The following is a 25077-nucleotide window of genomic DNA, read 5'->3' on the forward strand; positions in this document are numbered from 1 at the left end:
CAAAAAAGCACCCATAAAGGGTGCTTTTAACTAGTTGATAACTCTATCGATTATTAGTTGATACCATCATCGATGTTGTTGTTATCAAGAAGCTGTTGTAGTTGCGCCGCTGTATCAGCATCCGCTGCCACGTTGTTCAAATCGATAGTCTGAACAACATTCGAGCTAGATGCATCAGTAATCTGCAACTGCAGGTTGCCATCAGCATTCTCAACTGCAGAGATAACATGCGAACCATCAGATAGCACGTCCGATAGATCAATCACATCGTTTTCTGAAGTATTAAAGTCGTTGATCTCATCGGCAGCTGGTGTAGCCCCCGTTCCTAGATTGGACTTAGACCATACAAACAGATCTTCACCTGCGCCACCGGTTAAGATGTCGTTACCCGCACCACCGATAAGAACATCATCGCCCTCACCTGCAGTAAGGATATCGTTCCCAGAACCAGCCAGTAAGATATCATCGTGTTCAGTACCGACAAGAGAACTACCAGACTGAGCTTCAATATCTACTATTGTTGAATCCTGAGTCGATGATCCAATTGAAGTTAACGAGTATTCAAATGACTCGTCACCAGTACTTGGATAAGAAGCACCCGATGTATCAATTGCCATATATAGTTCATAGCTACCTGTTTGATCAACAGGACTATCAACCTTCACATAGTAAGCTCCCGCACTTGGCGCTGTATATCCGCCATATGCACCTACAGAGTTTTCGGCAATGGTAGTTAACAAATTACCTTGTGCATCATAGATAGAGACATCAGTATTGATCGACGTATCATCGATATCAAAGTGAATATTCTCACCTTGTGCAAGTGTGATTTCGATCCAATCTTCATCCATGGCAGATGCTAGAGAACCAATAAATGCGGCAGCAAATCCAGATTCGTTCAAACCTGACAGGTTAGAATTATTAGAACTAAACAAGCTTCGATCACTCATATCCGTTGCTGTTTCACGAGTATTATTAGGACTCGTTGCTTCATCCTCCGTGATCACAGCAGCTTCAGCAGTAGATGAGAAATCACTTTCTTGTAGTAGTGGTGAAGTCGGAGTAAATACGATATCGCCACTATCGTCTACAATTCCGCCAACAACATTAGAAACACCATCGAAAGTTGTACCCTCTGATTCATCGTTATGCAGCAACGCTATTTGCGGAATGATAATTGGTGAACCATCGACAATATTCGTAATAACATTATCTCTGTTTGCATCAATCTCTGCAGTGAAGTCGATATCTAGGTTTAGGTTCAAAGAAGCCGTATCACCATCATTGTCTACTGCAGTGATAGGGAACTGCTCTTGAGAACCCAACAAGGTTGTAGTAACGGTAATATTGTAGCTGTATTCACCTGTAACAAAATTCAACTGCATAGTGCCACCCAATGCGGTATCAACAGTTAATATTTCATTATCAGTACCAGACACTAAACCAGATAGATCAGTCGAAGCAGGGTTAGCTGACATTGCAGAAGTATTCGGATCATACAGGTACTGAACATTATCAATCGTGATCGACGTGATGTAACCACCATCAGCACCAAGTAGGAAACCACTGTCTCCGGTCGTACCCAGGGTACTATCAACCGTACCTGTGATTGAATCAGCACTGAAAGCTTCAAGCAATGCATTTGCTAGATCATTTGGATCAGATAGAAGAATAGTATTTTCTTCAGCTGTATCACTGTTATTTGCATTTACGTAATCGGAATCTGTTGAGTAAGCCACATCGTTAAGGTGGTTAACCGCAGAACTACTGTTGCTAATAACATTACCAATGCCTATCGCATAAGACTCAGTAATAGCATTGTCTTCAAGGAATGCCTGCCAAGCTGCTATACCTGTCAGATTAACACCCGCATCTGTTGTGTATGTAACTGTACTATCAACACCGCGGCCATCATTTGGAACACCATCGGTTACGAAGTAAGCGAACGTCTGATCTGCAGGTGGTGGAGTTACTAATTCATAAGCATCCATTACCTGGTTTAACGCTGTATCGTATTGTGTACCACCATTAGCAATCAACTGATCAAAATAATTGTAAGCAGCTTCAACATCATCGACTAACCAGCCGCTACTACCCGTGTTATCAGAGAAGTCGACGATCATAACATTAACGTTGCCAGCATCATCAGCAGATTCAATTAATTGCTTAAGAGCATCGCGAGCAACTTCTAGGTAGAACAAACCATCACCATAGAAGTTGTCAGCCATACTTCCTGAGCGATCCAATGTAAGAATTAGGTTAGTAGTTGTAATCTCCTGCTCTCCAAGAAGAGTTTGATTAATATCAAACGCTAATAAAGAATCATCTTCAACATTAACCATCAATTCTGCAGTATTGGTGTTAGCACTCTCGTCTGTCACTTCAACTGTAAACAGCAACCCAAGAACATCTTCTACATCACTTACAGAATGATCGATTGGAGCAAGTAGATCCAAATGATAGTCAATACTATGGGTATTACCTGAGCTAACTACAGGATCAAGCGTGATTGTCATCACATAATCGGATGCTGGGACATCAGCAAATGCTAAACCTGAAGTATTGGTATAACCGGTCATTACTCCAGTTACTTCGTCGTAGTGCCATTCAACAACATCACCACCAGAAAGAACACCGGTAGGTCCTGAAATAGAAATATCAAATACAGAACTATCGTAATCAGTGATATAGAGGGTACCGGTTACTGAAGCTGCATCGGTTGTATCTCCAGGTACGGGCGCCAAAGCACCAGTACCATCAGTTTCATCAGCATTACCGCCAGCAAGTCCTTCTTCTGAAACATTAATTGCTGAATCACTAATACGAGGCGCAGAGGAAGGATCAAGAGAGATATCTACAGACCCTAGAGATCGATCACCATCAGCATCTACAAGTGCGTAATCAGCGGAGAAGTCGATGCCTTCTTGATAATTGTTCGAGCTCACGCCGCTGAATGCAATGCGGAACGCATTATCGTGATTGTTTGGCAAAGGAGCTTCGATATAGGACACTACTTGGTTAGTTGAAGCATCAACAAGATCACTACCAACGTAGTAGTAACTTCCCTCAAGATAATCACCCGATACGTCATCAACTGGATATGTAGTAATTTCTGGCGAAGAAATCTCTAAATCAGTGAAGTAAATTGCGCCTTCAAGTAGTGGAATGTCAAAGTTTGTATCAGCATTACCTTGGCTATAGAAAACGCCTGAATAGGTTACTAGAGTACCAGAAGCATCAATACCAGCAGTTACTGTCCAATTAACAGCGTAAACATCTGTGGCCGAGTTGCCGGAACCTTCGACAGTTAAATTAATGCCTCTAATCTGACCAGGATTACCATCAACATCTTGGAAATCCATGAACAACACATCATTGTCATTGAACCAATTTCCATCAACGCCAATAAAGCCATTCTTAGTATTTACAGTAGCCGTATTGCCATTAGCGTCTGAAGAGGCTGTCATACTATCAATAAGATAAGAACCAAAGCCAAGATCAAGTTGACCAGAGTTACCACCACTAATAACGGTACCTTGAGAATCATCAGAATCAACAAAGCCTAATCGTCCAACATTCTCATACAGTTCAAAGCGATACTGAGGATTCATGTCAGAGGTAACATTAGTCGTATCTATGGAAACACTCAGAACATCAGTTCTTACAGTAGCCCCTGTACCATCAATAGTTTCGATATAACCAATTAAGCTACCGTTACCATCGTCTTCATATTGAACTTCATAGCCATCAACTGTGAGTGCACGTACTTCACCAGTATCAGGATCGATTGCACCTAGATTAGATGTATCCCATTCAACATAAGTAGCGTCATTAGACACGGTTGCAGAAGTTAAAGTCTGCCAGCCAGAATCATGGCTTCCATCATTTTCAGTTGTAATTGTTAAATTACCAGCAACCGGAGCATCGTCAGAAACATTTACGACAAAGTTTGCAGTCTCTGTGGAACCATCGATAAGTGCTGTAAAAGGAAGTGCAACAGCAGTATCCAATTCACCTTGTACCGTTGGTAAATGATCGATTGGTGCTAACTGAGTAAAGGTATAGCTATCATTAGTGCCGCTGATAGTTAGAGTAAACACTGGGCCATCAATAGTACTACCTGTCAAAGTACGAGTAGCATCATCCCAGTCATAAGAGATCGGCTGACCATTGGATGTATAAAGTGCAGGATCAGGATCAGTATCATCAATTTTAAGCGTAGCGTTATCAGCTACATTGTTGATCGCACCGATATAACTAACATCATTAGTATTATCCAAATCGGTATTTTCGTTAACATCATCATCATCTGCTGAAACATTAACAATACTGAAACTATCATTATCGACTATTTCAGTTTCTACCGAGTTATTCGTTGCATCTTCAGCGATGTGCTCGAAGTTGCTGTCTGTGATCGTATCGATCTCGATGGTGAACGCTTCAGCACCTTCCGCTAGAACATCATCCAGCGTATCGATGGTGAACGTGGTGCTGTTCTGACCCGCTGGAATCTGAACGCTTGCTACACCAGTGAAGTCTGTACCGTCTGCCGCGACACCACTGTATGTGAACGTCACAGTAATTGGTGAAGTCACGTCAGCGGCTGGTTGATCTACAGATACTGTGTAAGGCGTTGTAGTTGTACCTTCTACTACAGACGCAGGGCCGGTTAGGGATACGTAAGCAGTCTCTTGATCCGGTTCAGTTGTTGTAGGATCAGAGTCATCAGTAATCGTGGTATCAACAGAGTTATTCGTTGCATCTTCAGCGATGTGCTCGAAGTTGCTATCCGTAATCGTATCGATCTCGATAGTGAACGCTTCAGCACCTTCTGCTAGGACATCATCCAAGGTATCAATGGTGAACGTTGTGCTGTTCTGACCTGCTGGGATCTGAACGCTGGCTACACCAGTGAAGTCTGTACCGTCTGCCGCTACACCACTGTATGTAAATGTCACAGTGATTGGTGAAGTCACATCAGCGGCTGGTTGATCTACAGATACTGTGTAAGGCGTTGTAGTTGTACCTTCTACTACAGACGCAGGGCCGGTTAGGGATACGTAAGCCGTCTCTTGATCCGGTTCAGTTGTGCTTGGATCAGTATCATCGGTGATCGTCGTTTCTACCGCGTTGTTCGTTGCATCTTCGGCGATGTGCTCGAAGTTGCTGTCGGTGATCGTATCGATCTCGATGGTGAACGCTTCAGCACCTTCCGCCAGGACATCATCCAAGGTATCAATAGTGAACGTGATGCTGTTCTGACCCGCTGGGATCTGAACGCTGGCTACGCCAGTGAAGTCTGTACCATCTGCCGCGACACCACTGTATGTGAATGTAACCGTAATTGGGCTGGTTACATCAGCAGCAGACTGGTCAACCGATACTGTATAAGGCGTTGTAGTTGTACCTTCTACTACAGACGCAGGGCCTGTTAGGGATACGTAAGCCGTCTCTTGATCCGGTTCAGTTGTGCTTGGATCAGTATCATCGGTGATCGTCGTTTCTACTGCGTTGTTCGTTGCATCTTCAGCGATATGCTCGAAGTTGCTGTCTGTGATCGTATCGATCTCAATGGTGAACGCTTCAGCACTTTCCGCTAGAACATCATCCAAGGTATCGATGGTGAACGTTGTGCTGTTCTGACCTGCAGGGATCTGAACGCTTGCCACACCGGTGAAGTCAGTACCGTCTGCCGCGACACCACTGTATGAGAATGTAACCGTGATTGGTGAAGTCACGTCAGCGGCTGGCTGATCAACCGATACCGTGTAAGGCGTTGTCGTTGTACCTTCCTCTACAGACGCTGGACCGGTTAGGGATACGTAAGCAGTCTCTTGATCCGGTTCAGTTGTGCTTGGATCAGTATCATCGGTGATCGTCGTTTCTACCGCGTTGTTGGTTGCATCTTCAGCGATGTGCTCGAAGTTGCTATCCGTAATCGTATCGATCTCAATCGTGAACGCTTCAGCACCTTCCGCTAGAACATCATCAAGTGTATCGATAGTGAACGTGGTGCTGTTCTGACCTGCAGGGATCTGAACGCTTGCTACACCAGTAAAGTCAGTACCGTCTGCCGCGATACCACTGTATGTGAATGTAACCGTAATTGGTGAAGTCACGTCAGCCGCTGGCTGATCGACAGATACGGTGTAAGGCGTGGTTGTATTGCCTTCGATGACAGTCGCTGGACCGGTTAGGGATACGTAAGCACTTTCTGTTGTAGGTTCAGTTGTGCTTGGATCAGTATCATCGGTGATCGTCGTTTCTACTGCGTTGTTGGTTGCATCTTCAGCGATGTGCTCGAAGTTGCTGTCTGTGATCGTATCGATCTCGATAGTGAACGCTTCAGCACCTTCTGCTAGGACATCATCCAAGGTATCGATGGTGAACGTTGTGCTGTTCTGACCCGCTGGGATCTGAACGCTTGCTACACCAGTGAAGTCTGTACCGTCTACCGCTACACCACTGTAGGTGAATGTCACAGTGATTGGTGAAGTCACATCAGCGGCTGGTTGATCAACCGATACGGTGTAAGGCGTTGTCGTATTGCCTTCGATAACAGACGCAGGGCCTGTTAGCGATACGTAAGCCGTCTCTTGATCCGGTTCAGTTGTACTTGGATCAGTATCATCGGTGATCGTCGTTTCTACCGCGTTGTTCGTTGTATCTTCGGCGATGTGCTCGAAGTTGCTGTCTGTGATCGTATCGATCTCAATCGTGAACGCTTCAGCACCTTCCGCTAGAACATCATCCAAGGTATCGATGGTGAACGTGGTGCTGTTCTGACCCGCTGGGATCTGAACGCTTGCTACACCAGTGAAGTCTGTACCGTCTGCCGCGACACCACTGTATGTGAACGTCACAGTAATTGGTGAAGTCACGTCAGCCGCTGGCTGATCGACAGATACGGTGTAAGGCGTTGTCGTTGTACCTTCCACTACAGACGCTGGACCGGTTAGGGATACGTAAGCCGTCTCTTGATCCGGCTCAGTCGTTGTAGGATCGCTGTCATCAGTGATCGCTGTATCAACAGAGTTGTTGGTCGCATCTTCAGCGATGTTCTCGAAGTTGCTATCCGTGATCGTATCGATCTCGATGGTGAACGTCTCAGCACCTTCCGCTAGAACATCATCAAGTGTATCGATGGTGAACGTTGTGCTGTTCTGACCCGCAGGGATCTGAACGCTTGCTACACCGGTGAAGTCTGTACCGTCTGCCGCTACACCACTGTATGTGAATGTAACCGTGATTGGTGAAGTCACGTCAGCGGCTGGTTGATCAACCGATACGGTGTAAGGCGTTGTCGTTGTACCTTCCACTACAGACGCAGGGCCTGTTAGAGATACGTAAGCCGTCTCTTGATCCGGTTCAGTTGTTGTAGGATCGCTGTCATCAGTGATCGTGGTATCAACCGAGTTATTGGTCGCATCTTCAGCGATGTTCTCGAAGTTGCTGTCCGTGATCGTATCGATCTCAATGGTGAACGTCTCAGCGCCTTCCGCTAGAACATCATCAAGTGTATCGATAGTGAACGTTGTGCTGTTCTGACCCGCTGGGATCTGAACGCTTGCCACACCAGTGAAGTCTGTACCGTCTACCGCTACACCACTGTATGTAAATGTAACCGTAATTGGGCTTGTTACATCAGCCGCTGGCTGGTCAACCGATACGGTGTAAGGCGTCGTTGTGTTGCCTTCGATTACAGAGGCAGGGCCTGTTAGCGATACGTAAGCCGTCTCTTGATCCGGCTCAGTTGTTGTAGGATCAGAATCATCAGTGATCGCTGTATCAACCGAGTTGTTGGTCGCATCTTCAGCGATGTGCTCGAAGTTGCTGTCTGTGATCGTATCGATCTCGATGGTGAACGCTTCAGCACCTTCCGCCAGGACATCATCCAAGGTATCAATAGTGAACGTGGTGCTGTTCTGACCCGTTGGGATCTGAACGCTGGCCACACCAGTGAAGTCTGTACCGTCTGCCGCGACACCACTGTATGTGAATGTAACCGTAATTGGTGAAGTCACGTCAGCCGCTGGCTGGTCAACCGATATGGTGTAAGGTGTTGTCGTTGTACCTTCTACTACAGACGCAGGGCCTGTTAGGGATACGTAAGCAGTCTCTTGATCCGGCTCAGTCGTTGTTGGATCGCTATCATCAGTGATCGTGGTATCAACGGAGTTGTTGGTCGCATCTTCGGCAATGTGCTCGAAGTTGCTGTCTGTGATCGTATCGATCTCGATGGTGAACGCTTCAGCACCTTCCGCCAGGACATCATCCAAGGTATCAATAGTGAACGTGGTGCTGTTCTGACCCGTTGGGATCTGAACGCTGGCCACACCAGTGAAGTCTGTACCGTCTGCCGCGACACCACTGTATGTGAATGTAACCGTAATTGGGCTGGTTACATCAGCAGCAGGCTGGTCAACCGATACGGTGTAAGGCGTTGTCGTTGTACCTTCTACTACAGACGCAGGGCCTGTTAGGGATACGTAAGCCGTCTCTTGATCCGGTTCAGTTGTGCTTGGATCCGTATCATCGGCGATCGTCGTTTCTACCGCGTTGTTGGTTGCATCTTCAGCGATGTGCTCGAAGTTGCTGTCTGTGATCGTATCGATCTCAATCGTGAACGCTTCAGTACCTTCCGCCAGGACATCATCCAAGGTATCAATAGTGAACGTGGTGCTGTTCTGACCTGCTGGGATCTGAACGCTTGCTACACCAGTGAAGTCTGTACCGTCTGCCGCGACACCACTGTATGTGAACGTCACAGTAATTGGTGAAGTCACATCAGCCGCTGGCTGGTCAACCGATACGGTGTAAGGCGTAGTTGTATTGCCTTCGATTACTGTCGCTGGGCCGGTTAGGGATACGTAAGCACTTTCTGTTGTAGGTTCAGTTGTGCTTGGATCCGCATCATCGGTGATCGTCGTTTCTACTGCGTTGTTCGTTGCATCAGGGCCAATGATTGGGTAATTAGTATCAGTGATGCTATCAATCGCAATCGTAAACGCCTCAGCACCTTCCGCCAGGACATCATCCAAGGTATCGATGGTGAACGTTGTGCTGTTCTGACCCGCTGGGATCTCAACGCTCGCTATACCGGTAAAGTCTGTACCGTCTGCCGCGACACCACTGTATGTGAATGTAACCGTAATTGGTGTAACAACAGATGCTGCTGGTTGATCAACCGATACAGTATAAGGTGTTGTTGTATCACCCTCGATAACAGACGCAGGACCAGTCAGAGAAACTAGAGCTCCATCATTATCTGTAATTTCAGTTTCAACAGAGTTATTCGTTGCATCTTCAGCAATATGCTCGAAGTTACTATCCGTAATCGAATCTATCGAAATTGTAAATGCCTCTGTTTCTTCTGCTAACAGATCATCCAAAGTATCGATGGTAAACGTTGTGCTGTTCTGACCCGCTGGGATCTGAACGCTTGCCACACCAGTGAAGTCTGTACCGTCTACCGCGACACCACTGTATGTGAATGTCACGGTAATTGGGCTGGTTACATCAGCTGCTGGCTGATCAACCGATACGGTGTAAGGCGTTGTCGTTGTACCTTCCACTACAGACGCTGGACCGGTTAGGGATACGTAAGCCGTCTCTTGATCCGGCTCAGTCGTTGTAGGATCGCTGTCATCAGTGATCGCTGTATCAACAGAGTTGTTGGTCGCATCTTCAGCGATGTTCTCGAAGTTGCTATCCGTGATCGTATCGATCTCGATGGTGAACGTCTCAGCACCTTCCGCTAGAACATCATCAAGTGTATCGATGGTGAACGTTGTGCTGTTCTGACCCGCAGGGATCTGAACGCTTGCTACACCGGTGAAGTCTGTACCGTCTGCCGCTACACCACTGTATGTGAATGTAACCGTGATTGGTGAAGTCACGTCAGCGGCTGGTTGATCAACCGATACGGTGTAAGGCGTTGTCGTTGTACCTTCCACTACAGACGCAGGGCCTGTTAGAGATACGTAAGCCGTCTCTTGATCCGGTTCAGTTGTTGTAGGATCGCTGTCATCAGTGATCGTGGTATCAACCGAGTTATTGGTCGCATCTTCAGCGATGTTCTCGAAGTTGCTGTCCGTGATCGTATCGATCTCAATGGTGAACGTCTCAGCGCCTTCCGCTAGAACATCATCAAGTGTATCGATAGTGAACGTTGTGCTGTTCTGACCCGCTGGGATCTGAACGCTTGCCACACCAGTGAAGTCTGTACCGTCTACCGCTACACCACTGTATGTAAATGTAACCGTAATTGGGCTTGTTACATCAGCCGCTGGCTGGTCAACCGATACGGTGTAAGGCGTCGTTGTGTTGCCTTCGATTACAGAGGCAGGGCCTGTTAGCGATACGTAAGCCGTCTCTTGATCCGGCTCAGTTGTTGTAGGATCAGAATCATCAGTGATCGCTGTATCAACCGAGTTGTTGGTCGCATCTTCAGCGATGTGCTCGAAGTTGCTGTCTGTGATCGTATCGATCTCGATGGTGAACGCTTCAGCACCTTCCGCCAGGACATCATCCAAGGTATCAATAGTGAACGTGGTGCTGTTCTGACCCGTTGGGATCTGAACGCTGGCCACACCAGTGAAGTCTGTACCGTCTGCCGCGACACCACTGTATGTGAATGTAACCGTAATTGGTGAAGTCACGTCAGCCGCTGGCTGGTCAACCGATATGGTGTAAGGTGTTGTCGTTGTACCTTCTACTACAGACGCAGGGCCTGTTAGGGATACGTAAGCAGTCTCTTGATCCGGCTCAGTCGTTGTTGGATCGCTATCATCAGTGATCGTGGTATCAACGGAGTTGTTGGTCGCATCTTCGGCAATGTGCTCGAAGTTGCTGTCTGTGATCGTATCGATCTCGATGGTGAACGCTTCAGCACCTTCCGCCAGGACATCATCCAAGGTATCAATAGTGAACGTGGTGCTGTTCTGACCCGTTGGGATCTGAACGCTGGCCACACCAGTGAAGTCTGTACCGTCTGCCGCGACACCACTGTATGTGAATGTAACCGTAATTGGGCTGGTTACATCAGCAGCAGGCTGGTCAACCGATACGGTGTAAGGCGTTGTCGTTGTACCTTCTACTACAGACGCAGGGCCTGTTAGGGATACGTAAGCCGTCTCTTGATCCGGTTCAGTTGTGCTTGGATCCGTATCATCGGCGATCGTCGTTTCTACCGCGTTGTTGGTTGCATCTTCAGCGATGTGCTCGAAGTTGCTGTCTGTGATCGTATCGATCTCGATAGTGAACGCTTCAGCACCTTCCGCTAGAACATCATCAAGTGTATCGATAGTGAACGTGGTGCTGTTCTGACCCGCTGGGATCTGAACGCTGGCTACACCGGTGAAGTCAGTACCGTCTGCCGCGACACCACTGTATGTGAATGTAACCGTGATTGGTGAAGTCACGTCAGCGGCTGGCTGGTCAACCGATACGGTGTAAGGTGTTGTCGTTGTACCTTCCACTACAGTCGCTGGACCGGTTAGGGATACGTAAGCACTTTCTGTTGTAGGTTCAGTTGTGCTTGGATCAGCATCATCGGTGATCGTCGTTTCTACTGCGTTGTTCGTTGCATCTTCAGCGATGTGCTCGAAATTGCTGTCTGTGATCGTATCGATCTCGATGGTGAACGCTTCAGCACCTTCCGCCAGGACATCATCCAAGGTATCAATAGTGAACGTGGTGCTGTTCTGACCTGCTGGGATCTGAACACTTGCTACACCGGTGAAGTCTGTACCGTCTGCCGCTACACCACTGTATGTAAATGTAACCGTGATTGGTGAAGTCACGTCAGCCGCTGGCTGGTCAACCGATACGGTGTAAGGTGTTGTCGTTGTACCTTCTACTACAGACGCAGGGCCTGTTAGGGATACGTAAGCCGTCTCTTGATCCGGTTCAGTTGTGCTTGGATCAGTATCATCGGTGATCGTCGTTTCTACTGCGTTGTTCGTTGCATCTTCAGCGATATGCTCGAAGTTGCTGTCTGTGATCGTATCGATCTCAATGGTGAACGCTTCAGCACTTTCCGCTAGAACATCATCCAAGGTATCGATGGTGAACGTTGTGCTGTTCTGACCTGCAGGGATCTGAACGCTTGCCACACCGGTGAAGTCAGTACCGTCTGCCGCGACACCACTGTATGAGAATGTAACCGTGATTGGTGAAGTCACGTCAGCGGCTGGCTGATCAACCGATACCGTGTAAGGCGTTGTCGTTGTACCTTCCACTACAGACGCTGGACCGGTTAGGGATACGTAAGCCGTCTCTTGATCCGGTTCAGTTGTGCTTGGATCAGTATCATCGGTGATCGTCGTTTCTACCGCGTTGTTGGTTGCATCTTCAGCGATGTGCTCGAAGTTGCTGTCTGTGATCGTATCGATCTCGATAGTGAACGCTTCAGCACCTTCAGCTAGGACATCATCCAAGGTATCAATAGTGAACGTGGTGCTGTTCTGGCCCGCTGGGATCTGAACGCTGGCCACACCGGTGAAGTCTGTACCGTCTGCCGCGACACCACTGTATGTGAATGTAACCGTAATTGGTGAAGTCACGTCAGCCGCTGGCTGGTCAACCGATACGGTGTAAGGCGTGGTTGTATTGCCTTCGATGACAGTCGCAGGGCCTGTTAGGGATACGTAAGCCGTCTCTTGATCCGGTTCAGTTGTGCTTGGATCAGTATCATCGGTGATCGTCGTTTCTACCGCGTTGTTGGTTGCATCTTCAGCGATGTGCTCGAAGTTGCTGTCCGTGATCGTATCGATCTCAATCGTGAACGTCTCAGCACCTTCCGCTAGAACATCATCAAGTGTATCGATAGTGAACGTGGTGCTGTTCTGACCCGCTGGGATCTGAACGCTTGCTACACCAGTGAAGTCTGTACCGTCTGCCGCGACACCCGTGTAGGTGAACGTCACTGTAATTGGTGAAGTCACGTCAGCGGCTGGCTGGTCAACCGATACGGTGTAAGGCGTTGTAGTTGTACCTTCTACTACAGATGCAGGGCCTGTTAGAGATACGTAAGCCGTCTCTTGATCCGGCTCAGTCGTTGTTGGATCGCTATCATCAGTGATCGTGGTATCAACGGAGTTGTTGGTCGCATCTTCGGCAATGTGCTCGAAGTTGCTGTCTGTGATCGTATCGATCTCGATGGTGAACGCTTCAGCACCTTCCGCCAGGACATCATCCAAGGTATCAATAGTGAACGTGGTGCTGTTCTGACCCGCTGGGATCTGAACGCTGGCTACGCCAGTGAAGTCTGTACCGTCTGCCGCGACACCACTGTATGTAAATGTCACAGTGATTGGTGAAGTCACGTCAGCGGCTGGCTGATCTACAGATACCGTGTAAGGTGTGGTTGTATTGCCTTCGATGACAGTCGCAGGGCCTGTTAGGGATACGTAAGCAGTCTCTTGATCCGGTTCAGTTGTGCTTGGATCAGTATCATCGGTGATCGTCGTTTCTACTGCGTTGTTGGTTGCATCTTCAGCGATATGCTCGAAGTTGCTGTCTGTGATCGTATCGATCTCAATGGTGAACGCTTCAGCGCCTTCCGCTAGAACATCATCCAAGGTATCGATGGTGAACGTTGTGCTGTTCTGACCTGCTGGGATCTGAACGCTTGCTACACCAGTGAAGTCTGTACCGTCTGCCGCGACACCACTGTATGAGAATGTAACCGTGATTGGTGAAGTCACGTCAGCGGCTGGCTGATCAACCGATACCGTGTAAGGTGTTGTCGTTGTACCTTCTACTACAGACGCAGGGCCTGTTAGGGATACGTAAGCCGTCTCTTGATCCGGTTCAGTTGTGCTTGGATCAGTATCATCAGTGATCGTCGTTTCTACTGCGTTGTTCGTTGCATCTTCAGCGATATGCTCGAAGTTGCTGTCTGTGATCGTATCGATCTCAATGGTGAACGCTTCAGCACCTTCCGCTAGAACATCATCCAAGGTATCAATGGTGAACGTTGTGCTGTTCTGACCTGCTGGGATCTGAACACTTGCTACACCAGTGAAGTCTGTACCGTCTGCCGCGACACCACTGTACGTAAACGTTACAGTGATTGGTGAAGTCACGTCAGCCGCTGGCTGGTCAACCGATACGGTGTAAGGCGTGGTTGTATTGCCTTCGATGACAGTCGCAGGACCTGTTAGGGATACGTAAGCACTTTCTGTTGTTGGTTCAGTTGTGCTTGGATCAGCATCATCGGTGATCGTCGTTTCTACCGCGTTGTTCGTTGCATCTTCAGCGATATGCTCGAAGTTGCTGTCTGTGATCGTATCGATCTCAATCGTGAACGCTTCAGCGCCTTCCGCTAGAACATCATCCAAGGTATCAATGGTGAACGTTGTGCTGTTCTGACCTGCTGGTATCTGAACGCTGGCTACACCAGTGAAGTCAGTACCGTCTGCCGCTACACCACTGTATGTGAATGTAACCGTAATTGGGGAAGTCACGTCAGCAGCAGGCTGGTCAACCGATACGGTGTAAGGCGTGGTTGTATTGCCTTCGATGACAGTCGCAGGGCCGGTTAGGGATACGTAAGCCGTCTCTTGATCCGGTTCAGTTGTGCTTGGATCAGTATCATCGGTGATCGTGGTACCAACCGAGTTGTTGATCGCATCAGGACCAATGACTGGGTAATTAGTATCTGTGATGCTATCAATAGCAATCGTGAACGTCTCAGCACCTTCCGCTAGGACATCATCCAAGGTATCAATAGTGAACGTGGTGCTGTTCTGACCCGTAGGGATCTGAACGCTGGCCACACCGGTAAAATCCGTACCGTCTGCCGCGACACCACTGTATGTAAACGTTACTGTAATTGGCGTAACAACAGATGCAGCAGGCTGATCTACCGATACGGTGTAAGGTGTGGTTGTATCACCCTCGATAACAGACGCAGGACCAGTCAGAGAAACTAGAGCTCCATCATTATCTGTAATTTCGGTATCAACCGAGTTGTTGGTTGCATCTTCGGCGATGTGCTCGAAGTTGCTGTCTGTGATCGTATCGATCTCAATCGTGAACGCTTCAGTACCTTCAGCTAGAACATCATCCAAGGTATCGATGGTGAACGTTGTGCTGTTCTGACCTGCTGGGATCTGAACGCTTGCTACACCGGTAAAGTCTGTACCGTCTGCCGCGACACCACTGTATCTGAATGTAACCGTGATTGGTGAAGTCACGTCAGCGGCTGGCTGGTCAACCGATACGGTGTAAGGTGTTGTCGTTGTACCTTCCACTACAGTCGCTGGACCGGTTAGGGATACGTAAGCACTTTCTGTTGTTGGTTCAGTTGTGCTTGGATCAGCATCATCGGTGATCGTCGTTTCTACTGCGTTGTTGGTTGCATCTTCAGCGATGTGCTCGAAGTTGCTGTCTGTGATCGTATCGATCTCAATCGTGAACGCTTCAGCACCTTCTGCTAGGACATCATCCAACGTATCAATGGTGAACGTTGTGCTGTTCTGACCTGCTGGGATCTGAACGCTTGCTACACCAGTAAAGTCTGTACCGTCTACCGCGACACCTGTGTAAGTAAATGTAACCGTGATTGGTGAAGTCACGTCAGCAGCTGGCTGGTCAACCGATACGGTGTAAGGCGTGGTTGTATTGCCTTCGATGACAGTCGCAGGACCTGTTAGGGATACGTAAGCAGTCTCTTGATCCGGTTCAGTTGTGCTTGGATCAGTATCATCGGTGATCGTCGTTTCTACCGCGTTGTTGGTTGCATCTTCAGCGATGTGCTCGAAGTTGCTGTCTGTGATCGTATCGATCTCAATCGTGAACGCTTCAGCACCTTCTGCTAGGACATCATCCAACGTATCAATGGTGAACGTTGTGCTGTTCTGACCTGCTGGGATCTGAACGCTTGCTACACCAGTAAAGTCTGTACCGTCTACCGCGACACCTGTGTAAGTAAATGTAACCGTGATTGGTGAAGTCACGTCAGCAGCTGGCTGGTCAACCGATACGGTGTAAGGCGTGGTTGTATTGCCTTCGATGACAGTCGCAGGACCTGTTAGGGATACGTAAGCCGTCTCTTGATCCGGCTCAGTTGTTGTAGGATCGCTGTCATCAGTGATCGTGGTATCAACGGAGTTATTGGTTACATCTTCAGCGATGTGCTCGAAGTTGCTGTCTGTGATCGTATCGATCTCAATGGTGAACGCTTCAGCACCTTCTGCTAGAACATCATCCAAGGTATCGATGGTGAACGTTGTGCTGTTCTGACCTGCAGGGATCTGAACGCTTGCTACACCAGTAAAGTCAGTACCGTCTGCCGCGATACCACTGTATGTGAATGTAACCGTAATTGGTGAAGTCACGTCAGCCGCTGGCTGATCGACAGATACGGTGTAAGGCGTGGTTGTATTGCCTTCGATGACAGTCGCTGGACCGGTTAGGGATACGTAAGCCGTCTCTTGATCCGGTTCAGTTGTGCTTGGATCAGTATCATCGGTGATCGTCGTTTCTACCGCGTTGTTCGTTGCATCTTCAGCGATATGCTCGAAGTTGCTGTCTGTGATCGTATCGATCTCAATCGTGAACGCTTCAGCGCCTTCCGCTAGAACATCATCCAAGGTATCAATGGTGAACGTTGTGCTGTTCTGACCTGCTGGTATCTGAACGCTGGCTACACCAGTGAAGTCAGTACCGTCTGCCGCTACACCACTGTATGTGAATGTAACCGTAATTGGGGAAGTCACGTCAGCAGCAGGCTGGTCAACCGATACGGTGTAAGGCGTGGTTGTATTGCCTTCGATGACGGTCGCAGGGCCTGTTAGGGATACGTAAGCAGTCTCTTGATCCGGTTCAGTTGTGCTTGGATCAGTATCATCGGTGATCGTCGTTTCTACTGCGTTGTTGGTTGCATCTTCAGCGATGTGCTCGAAGTTGCTGTCGGTGATCGTATCGATCTCAATGGTGAACGCTTCAGCACCTTCCGCCAGGACATCATCCAAGGTATCGATGGTGAACGTTGTGCTGTTCTGACCTGCTGGGATCTGAACGCTGGCTACACCAGTGAAGTCTGTACCGTCTGCCGCGACACCACTGTATGTAAATGTCACAGTGATTGGTGAAGTCACGTCAGCGGCTGGCTGATCTACAGATACCGTGTAAGGTGTGGTTGTATTGCCTTCGATGACAGTCGCAGGGCCTGTTAGGGATACGTAAGCAGTCTCTTGATCCGGTTCAGTTGTGCTTGGATCAGTATCATCGGTGATCGTCGTTTCTACTGCGTTGTTGGTTGCATCTTCAGCGATATGCTCGAAGTTGCTGTCTGTGATCGTATCGATCTCAATGGTGAACGCTTCAGCGCCTTCCGCTAGAACATCATCCAAGGTATCGATGGTGAACGTTGTGCTGTTCTGACCTGCTGGGATCTGAACGCTTGCTACACCAGTGAAGTCTGTACCGTCTGCCGCGACACCACTGTATGAGAATGTAACCGTGATTGGTGAAGTCACGTCAGCGGCTGGCTGATCAACCGATACCGTGTAAGGTGTTGTAGTTGTACCTTCTACTACAGACGCAGGGCCTGTTAGGGATACGTAAGCCGTCTCTTGATCCGGTTCAGTTGTGCTTGGATCAGTATCATCAGTGATCGTCGTTTCTACTGCGTTGTTCGTTGCATCTTCAGCGATATGCTCGAAGTTGCTGTCTGTGATCGTATCGATCTCAATGGTGAACGCTTCAGCACCTTCCGCTAGAACATCATCCAAGGTATCAATGGTGAACGTTGTGCTGTTCTGACCTGCTGGGATCTGAACACTTGCTACACCAGTGAAGTCTGTACCGTCTGCCGCGACACCACTGTACGTAAACGTTACAGTGATTGGTGAAGTCACGTCAGCCGCTGGCTGGTCAACCGATACGGTGTAAGGCGTGGTTGTATTGCCTTCGATGACAGTCGCAGGACCTGTTAGGGATACGTAAGCACTTTCTGTTGTTGGTTCAGTTGTGCTTGGATCAGCATCATCGGTGATCGTCGTTTCTACCGCGTTGTTCGTTGCATCTTCAGCGATATGCTCGAAGTTGCTGTCTGTGATCGTATCGATCTCAATGGTGAACGCTTCAGCACCTTCTGCTAGAACATCATCCAAGGTATCGATGGTGAACGTTGTGCTGTTCTGACCTGCAGGGATCTGAACGCTTGCTACACCAGTAAAGTCAGTACCGTCTGCCGCTACACCACTGTATGTGAATGTAACCGTAATTGGGGAAGTCACGTCAGCAGCAGGCTGGTCAACCGATACGGTGTAAGGCGTGGTTGTATTGCCTTCGATGACAGTCGCAGGGCCGGTTAGGGATACGTAAGCCGTCTCTTGATCCGGTTCAGTTGTGCTTGGATCAGTATCATCGGTGATCGTCGTTTCTACTGCGTCGTTGGTTGCATCTTCAGCGATGTGCTCGAAGTTGCTGTCTGTGATCGTATCGATCTCGATAGTGAACGCTTCAGCACCTTCTGCTAGGACATCATCCAAGGTATCGATGGTGAACGTTGTGCTGTTCTGACCCGCTGGGATCTGAACGCTTGCTACACCAGTGAAGTCTGTACCGTCTGCCGCAACACCACTGTACGTAAACGTTACAGTGATAGGGGAAGTCACGTCAGCAGCAGGCTGGTCAACCGATACCGTGTAAGGCGTGGTTGTATTGCCTTCGATGACGGTCGCAGGGCCTGTTAGGGATACGTAAGCAGTCTCTTGATCCGGTTCAGTTGTGCTTGGATCAGTATCATCGGTGATCGTCGTTTCTACTGCGTTGTTGGTTGCATCTTCAGCGATGTGCTCGAAGTTGCTGTCGGTGATCGTATCGATCTCAATGGTGAACGCTTCAGCACCTTCCGCCAGGACATCATCCAAGGTATCGATGGTGAACGTTGTGCTGTTCTGACCTGCTGGGATCTGAACGCTGGCTACACCAGTGAAGTCTGTACCGTCTGCCGCGACACCACTGTATGTAAATGTCACAGTGATTGGTGAAGTCACGTCAGCGGCTGGCTGATCTACAGATACCGTGTAAGGTGTGGTTGTATTGCCTTCGATGACAGTCGCAGGGCCTGTTAGGGATACGTAAGCAGTCTCTTGATCCGGTTCAGTTGTGCTTGGATCAGTATCATCGGTGATCGTCGTTTCTACTGCGTTGTTGGTTGCATCTTCAGCGATATGCTCGAAGTTGCTGTCTGTGATCGTATCGATCTCAATGGTGAACGCTTCAGCGCCTTCCGCTAGAACATCATCCAAGGTATCGATGGTGAACGTTGTGCTGTTCTGACCTGCTGGGATCTGAACGCTTGCTACACCAGTGAAGTCTGTACCGTCTGCCGCGACACCACTGTATGAGAATGTAACCGTGATTGGTGAAGTCACGTCAGCGGCTGGCTGATCAACCGATACCGTGTAAGGTGTTGTAGTTGTACCTTCTACTACAGACGCAGGGCCTGTTAGGGATACGTAAGCCGTCTCTTGATCCGGTTCAGTTGTGCTTGGATCAGTATCATCAGTGATCGTCGTTTCTACTGCGTTGTTCGTTGCATCTTCAGCGATATGCTCGAAGTTGCTGTCTGTGATCGTATCGATCTCAATGGTGAACGCTTCAGCACCTTCCGCTAGAACATCATCCAAGGTATCAATGGTGAACGTTGTGCTGTTCTGACCTGCTGGGATCTGAACACTTGCTACACCAGTGAAGTCTGTACCGTCTGCCGCGACACCACTGTACGTAAACGTTACAGTGATTGGTGAAGTCACGTCAGCCGCTGGCTGGTCAACCGATACGGTGTAAGGCGTGGTTGTATTGCCTTCGATGACAGTCGCAGGACCTGTTAGGGATACGTAAGCACTTTCTGTTGTTGGTTCAGTTGTGCTTGGATCAGCATCATCGGTGATCGTCGTTTCTACCGCGTTGTTCGTTGCATCTTCAGCGATATGCTCGAAGTTGCTGTCTGTGATCGTATCGATCTCAATCGTGAACGCTTCAGCGCCTTCCGCTAGAACATCATCCAAGGTATCAATGGTGAACGTTGTGCTGTTCTGACCTGCTGGTATCTGAACGCTGGCTACACCAGTGAAGTCAGTACCGTCTGCCGCTACACCACTGTATGTGAATGTAACCGTAATTGGGGAAGTCACGTCAGCAGCAGGCTGGTCAACCGATACGGTGTAAGGCGTGGTTGTATTGCCTTCGATGACAGTCGCAGGGCCGGTTAGGGATACGTAAGCCGTCTCTTGATCCGGTTCAGTTGTGCTTGGATCAGTATCATCGGTGATCGTGGTATCAACCGAGTTGTTGGTCGCATCAGGACCAATGACTGGGTAATTAGTATCTGTGATGCTATCAATAGCAATCGTGAACGTCTCAGCACCTTCCGCTAGGACATCATCCAAGGTATCAATAGTGAACGTGGTGCTGTTCTGACCCGTAGGGATCTGAACGCTGGCCACACCGGTAAAATCCGTACCGTCTGCCGCGACACCACTGTATGTAAACGTTACTGTAATTGGCGTAACAACAGATGCAGCAGGCTGATCTACCGATACGGTGTAAGGTGTGGTTGTATCACCCTCGATAACAGACGCAGGACCAGTCAGAGAAACTAGAGCTCCATCATTATCTGTAATTTCGGTATCAACCGAGTTGTTGGTTGCATCTTCGGCGATGTGCTCGAAGTTGCTGTCTGTGATCGTATCGATCTCAATCGTGAACGCTTCAGTACCTTCAGCTAGAACATCATCCAAGGTATCGATGGTGAACGTTGTGCTGTTCTGACCTGCTGGGATCTGAACGCTTGCTACACCGGTAAAGTCTGTACCGTCTGCCGCGACACCACTGTATCTGAATGTAACCGTGATTGGTGAAGTCACGTCAGCGGCTGGTTGATCTACAGATACTGTGTAAGGCGTTGTAGTTGTACCTTCTACTACAGACGCAGGGCCTGTTAGGGATACGTAAGCAGTCTCTTGATCCGGTTCAGTTGTGCTTGGATCAGTATCATCGGTGATCGTCGTTTCTACCGCGTTGTTGGTTGCATCTTCAGCGATGTGCTCGAAGTTGCTGTCTGTGATCGTATCGATCTCAATCGTGAACGCTTCAGCACCTTCTGCTAGGACATCATCCAACGTATCAATGGTGAACGTTGTGCTGTTCTGACCTGCTGGGATCTGAACGCTTGCTACACCAGTAAAGTCTGTACCGTCTACCGCGACACCTGTGTAAGTAAATGTAACCGTGATTGGTGAAGTCACGTCAGCAGCTGGCTGGTCAACCGATACGGTGTAAGGCGTGGTTGTATTGCCTTCGATGACAGTCGCAGGACCTGTTAGGGATACGTAAGCCGTCTCTTGATCCGGCTCAGTTGTTGTAGGATCGCTGTCATCAGTGATCGTGGTATCAACGGAGTTATTGGTTACATCTTCAGCGATGTGCTCGAAGTTGCTGTCTGTGATCGTATCGATCTCAATGGTGAACGCTTCAGCACCTTCTGCTAGAACATCATCCAAGGTATCGATGGTGAACGTTGTGCTGTTCTGACCTGCAGGGATCTGAACGCTTGCCACACCGGTGAAGTCAGTACCGTCCGCCGCGACACCACTGTATGTAAACGTTACAGTGATAGGGGAAGTCACGTCAGCAGCAGGCTGGTCAACCGATACGGTGTAAGGCGTGGTTGTATTGCCTTCGATGACAGTCGCAGGGCCTGTTAGGGATACGTAAGCAGTCTCTTGATCCGGTTCAGTTGTGCTTGGATCAGTATCATCGGTGATCGTTGTTTCTACCGCGTTGTTGGTTGCATCTTCAGCGATGTGCTCGAAGTTGCTGTCTGTGATCGTATCGATCTCGATAGTGAACGCTTCAGCACCTTCAGCTAGGACATCATCCAAGGTATCGATGGTGAACGTGGTGCTGTTCTGGCCCGCTGGGATCTGAACGCTGGCCACACCGGTGAAGTCTGTACCGTCTGCCGCGACACCACTGTATGTGAATGTAACCGTAATTGGTGAAGTCACGTCAGCCGCTGGCTGGTCAACCGATACGGTGTAAGGCGTGGTTGTATTGCCTTCGATGACAGTCGCAGGGCCTGTTAGGGATACGTAAGCCGTCTCTTGATCCGGTTCAGTTGTGCTTGGATCAGTATCATCGGTGATCGTCGTTTCTACCGCGTTGTTCGTTGCATCTTCAGCGATGTGCTCGAAGTTGCTGTCCGTGATCGTATCGATCTCAATCGTGAACGTCTCAGCACCTTCCGCTAGAACATCATCAAGTGTATCGATAGTGAACGTGGTGCTGTTCTGACCCGCTGGGATCTGAACGCTTGCTACACCAGTGAAGTCTGTACCGTCTGCCGCGACACCACTGTATGTAAATGTCACAGTGATTGGTGAAGTCACGTCAGCGGCTGGCTGATCTACAGATACCGTGTAAGGTGTGGTTGTATTGCCTTCGATGACAGTCGCAGGGCCTGTTAGGGATACGTAAGCCGTCTCTTGATCCGGTTCAGTTGTGTTTGGATCAGTATCATCGGTGATCGTCGTTTCTACTGCGTTGTTGGTTGCATCTTCAGCGATATGCTCGAAGTTACTGTCTGTGATCGTATCGATCCCAATGGTGAACGCTTCAGCGCCTTCCGCTAGAACATCATCCAAGGTATCGATGGTGAACGTTGTGCTGTTCTGACCCGCTGGGATCTGAACGCTTGCTACACCGGTAAAGTCTGTACCGTCTGCCGCTACACCACTGTATATGAACGTCACAGTAATTGGGCTGGTCACATCTGTCGCTGGCTGATCTACCGATACGGTGTAAGGTGTTGTAGTTGTACCTTCTACTACAGACGCAGGGCCTGTTAGGGATACGTAAGCCGTCTCTTGATCCGGTTCAGTTGTGCTTGGATCAGTATCATCAGTGATCGTCGTTTCTACTGCGTTGTTCGTTACATCTTCAGCGATATGCTCGAAGTTGCTGTCTGTGATCGTATCGATCTCAATGGTGAACGCTTCAGCACCTTCCGCTAGAACATCATCCAAGGTATCAATGGTGAACGTGGTGCTGTTCTGACCTGCTGGGATCTGAACGCTTGCTACACCAGTGAAGTCTGTACCGTCTGCCGCGACACCACTGTATGAGAATGTAACCGTGATTGGTGAAGTCACGTCAGCGGCTGGCTGATCAACCGATACCGTGTAAGGCGTTGTCGTTGTACCTTCCACTACAAACGCTGGACCGGTTAGGGATACGTAAGCCGTCTCTTGATCCGGTTCAGTTGTACTTGGATCAGTATCATCGGTGATCGTCGTTTCTACCGCGTTGTTCGTTGTATCTTCGGCGATGTGCTCGAAGTTGCTGTCTGTGATCGTATCGATCTCAATCGTGAACGCTTCAGCACCTTCCGCTAGAACATCATCCAAGGTATCGATGGTGAACGTGGTGCTGTTCTGACCCGCTGGGATCTGAACGCTTGCTACACCAGTGAAGTCTGTACCGTCTGCCGCGACACCACTGTATGTGAACGTCACAGTAATTGGTGAAGTCACGTCAGCCGCTGGCTGATCGACAGATACGGTGTAAGGCGTGGTTGTATTGCCTTCGATGACAGTCGCTGGACCGGTTAGGGATACGTAAGCCGTCTCTTGATCCGGTTCAGTTGTGCTTGGATCAGTATCATCGGTGATCGTCGTTTCTACCGCGTTGTTCGTTGCATCTTCAGCGATATGCTCGAAGTTGCTATCCGTAATCGTATCGATCTCGATCGTGAACGCTTCAGCACCTTCTGCTAGGACATCATCCAACGTATCAATGGTGAACGTTGTGCTGTTCTGACCTGCTGAGATCTGAACGCTTGCTACACCAGTGAAGTCTGTACCGTCTGCCGCGACACCACTGTACGTAAACGTTACAGTGATAGGGGAAGTAACGTCAGCCGCTGGCTGGTCTACAGAGACTGTATAAGGCGTTGTAGTATTACCCTCAATAACAGATGATGGCCCCGTAAGGGAGACTATTGCGGTCTCTTGATCAGGCTCTTTTATATCTGGATTGCTATCATCTAAAACTGTAGTTACTACAGTCCCATTAACAATTTCAACATTACTAATACCACCGCCATTAATTGATTCTATATTCGCGGTAAAACGCTCATCGCCATCAGCCAAGACATCATCAAGCGTTTCAACATTAAAACTAACAGACGTCTGACCTGCAGGAATAATAACATCCTGAACTACAGGTACTAAATCACCATCATCCGTCGTGATATGACCAGTAGTGACACTAATAGACATATCAGCTGCTGGCGCACGAGTAATAGTAATGGTGTAAGTTGCCACTTCACCTTCAATAACCGTAGCTGGCCCAATAAGATTAATTCCTACACTTTCAGGTGTAATCTGTTCATTATCTTCAGGATTTATTTGCTCATCATTCACGCCCTCAAAAACTTCACGCGTGTCATCACCCTGCGTAAAGCCAATAGTTTCATAACCAGCGGTTGGATCTACTTCTTCAGCCGTACGTTCAATGTTTACTGTACTAGAGCCTTCATTACCTAGGCCACCCGCTGCTGGAGCATTTCCTCCTGCGGCAGTTTCTTCAGCTACATCAGTAGGGTCGGCACCCGCTAAAATTGCAGCCTGAATAGATTCCACATCAGCTACAGCCTCTGTAAGATCGAAGTCATCTGCTTCTATATATGTCTCACTACTAGCTAACCAGTTCTGCCCACCCTCTAATCGAACGGGTTCACCACCTTCCATTGCGATTTCGATAGATGCATCTGCTGCAACGCGAACCATTTCGTCTGCGTATATTTCGTCGCCTAATGCTAATAGCCTTTCTGTACCGTCTGCTTTAATAGCTACTGCACGACCAATTAGATGCGAAACTGTGCCAATAACGTTCATACTTACAAATCCTTAGAAAACAGATCTTTGGGTGATTACACTCTTTATAGATGCACAAAACATTAAAAACTATTGTACCGAGGTACAGGTACCTATTTTTTTCTAGTTTTTAATAAGTTAGATCAAATTATTCGAAATCAAAAAGACACCTTACGTA

The 25077-nt window shown here is 48.6% G+C and carries 1 protein-coding gene; it reads right to left on the reverse strand.

Going from position 1 to position 25077, the window contains the following annotated elements; translation table 11 throughout:
• Positions 1–53: 53 nt before the first annotated feature.
• Positions 54–24920, reverse strand: coding sequence for a Calx-beta domain-containing protein (locus tag ACMXYS_RS11355; RefSeq protein WP_415896567.1), 24867 nt, complete (start codon positions 24918–24920; stop codon positions 54–56).
• Between the last annotated feature and the right edge of the window lie 157 nt (positions 24921–25077).

Source organism: Neptuniibacter sp. QD57_21, from assembly GCF_047778075.1.
GTDB lineage: Bacteria > Pseudomonadota > Gammaproteobacteria > Pseudomonadales > Balneatricaceae > Neptuniibacter.

What these genes read in the sequence shown, in the direction of transcription:
- ACMXYS_RS11355 (WP_415896567.1), bottom strand. Translation starts at nt 24,920, where the DNA reads ATGAACGTTATTGGCACAGTTTCGCATCTAATTGGTCGTGCAGTAGCT.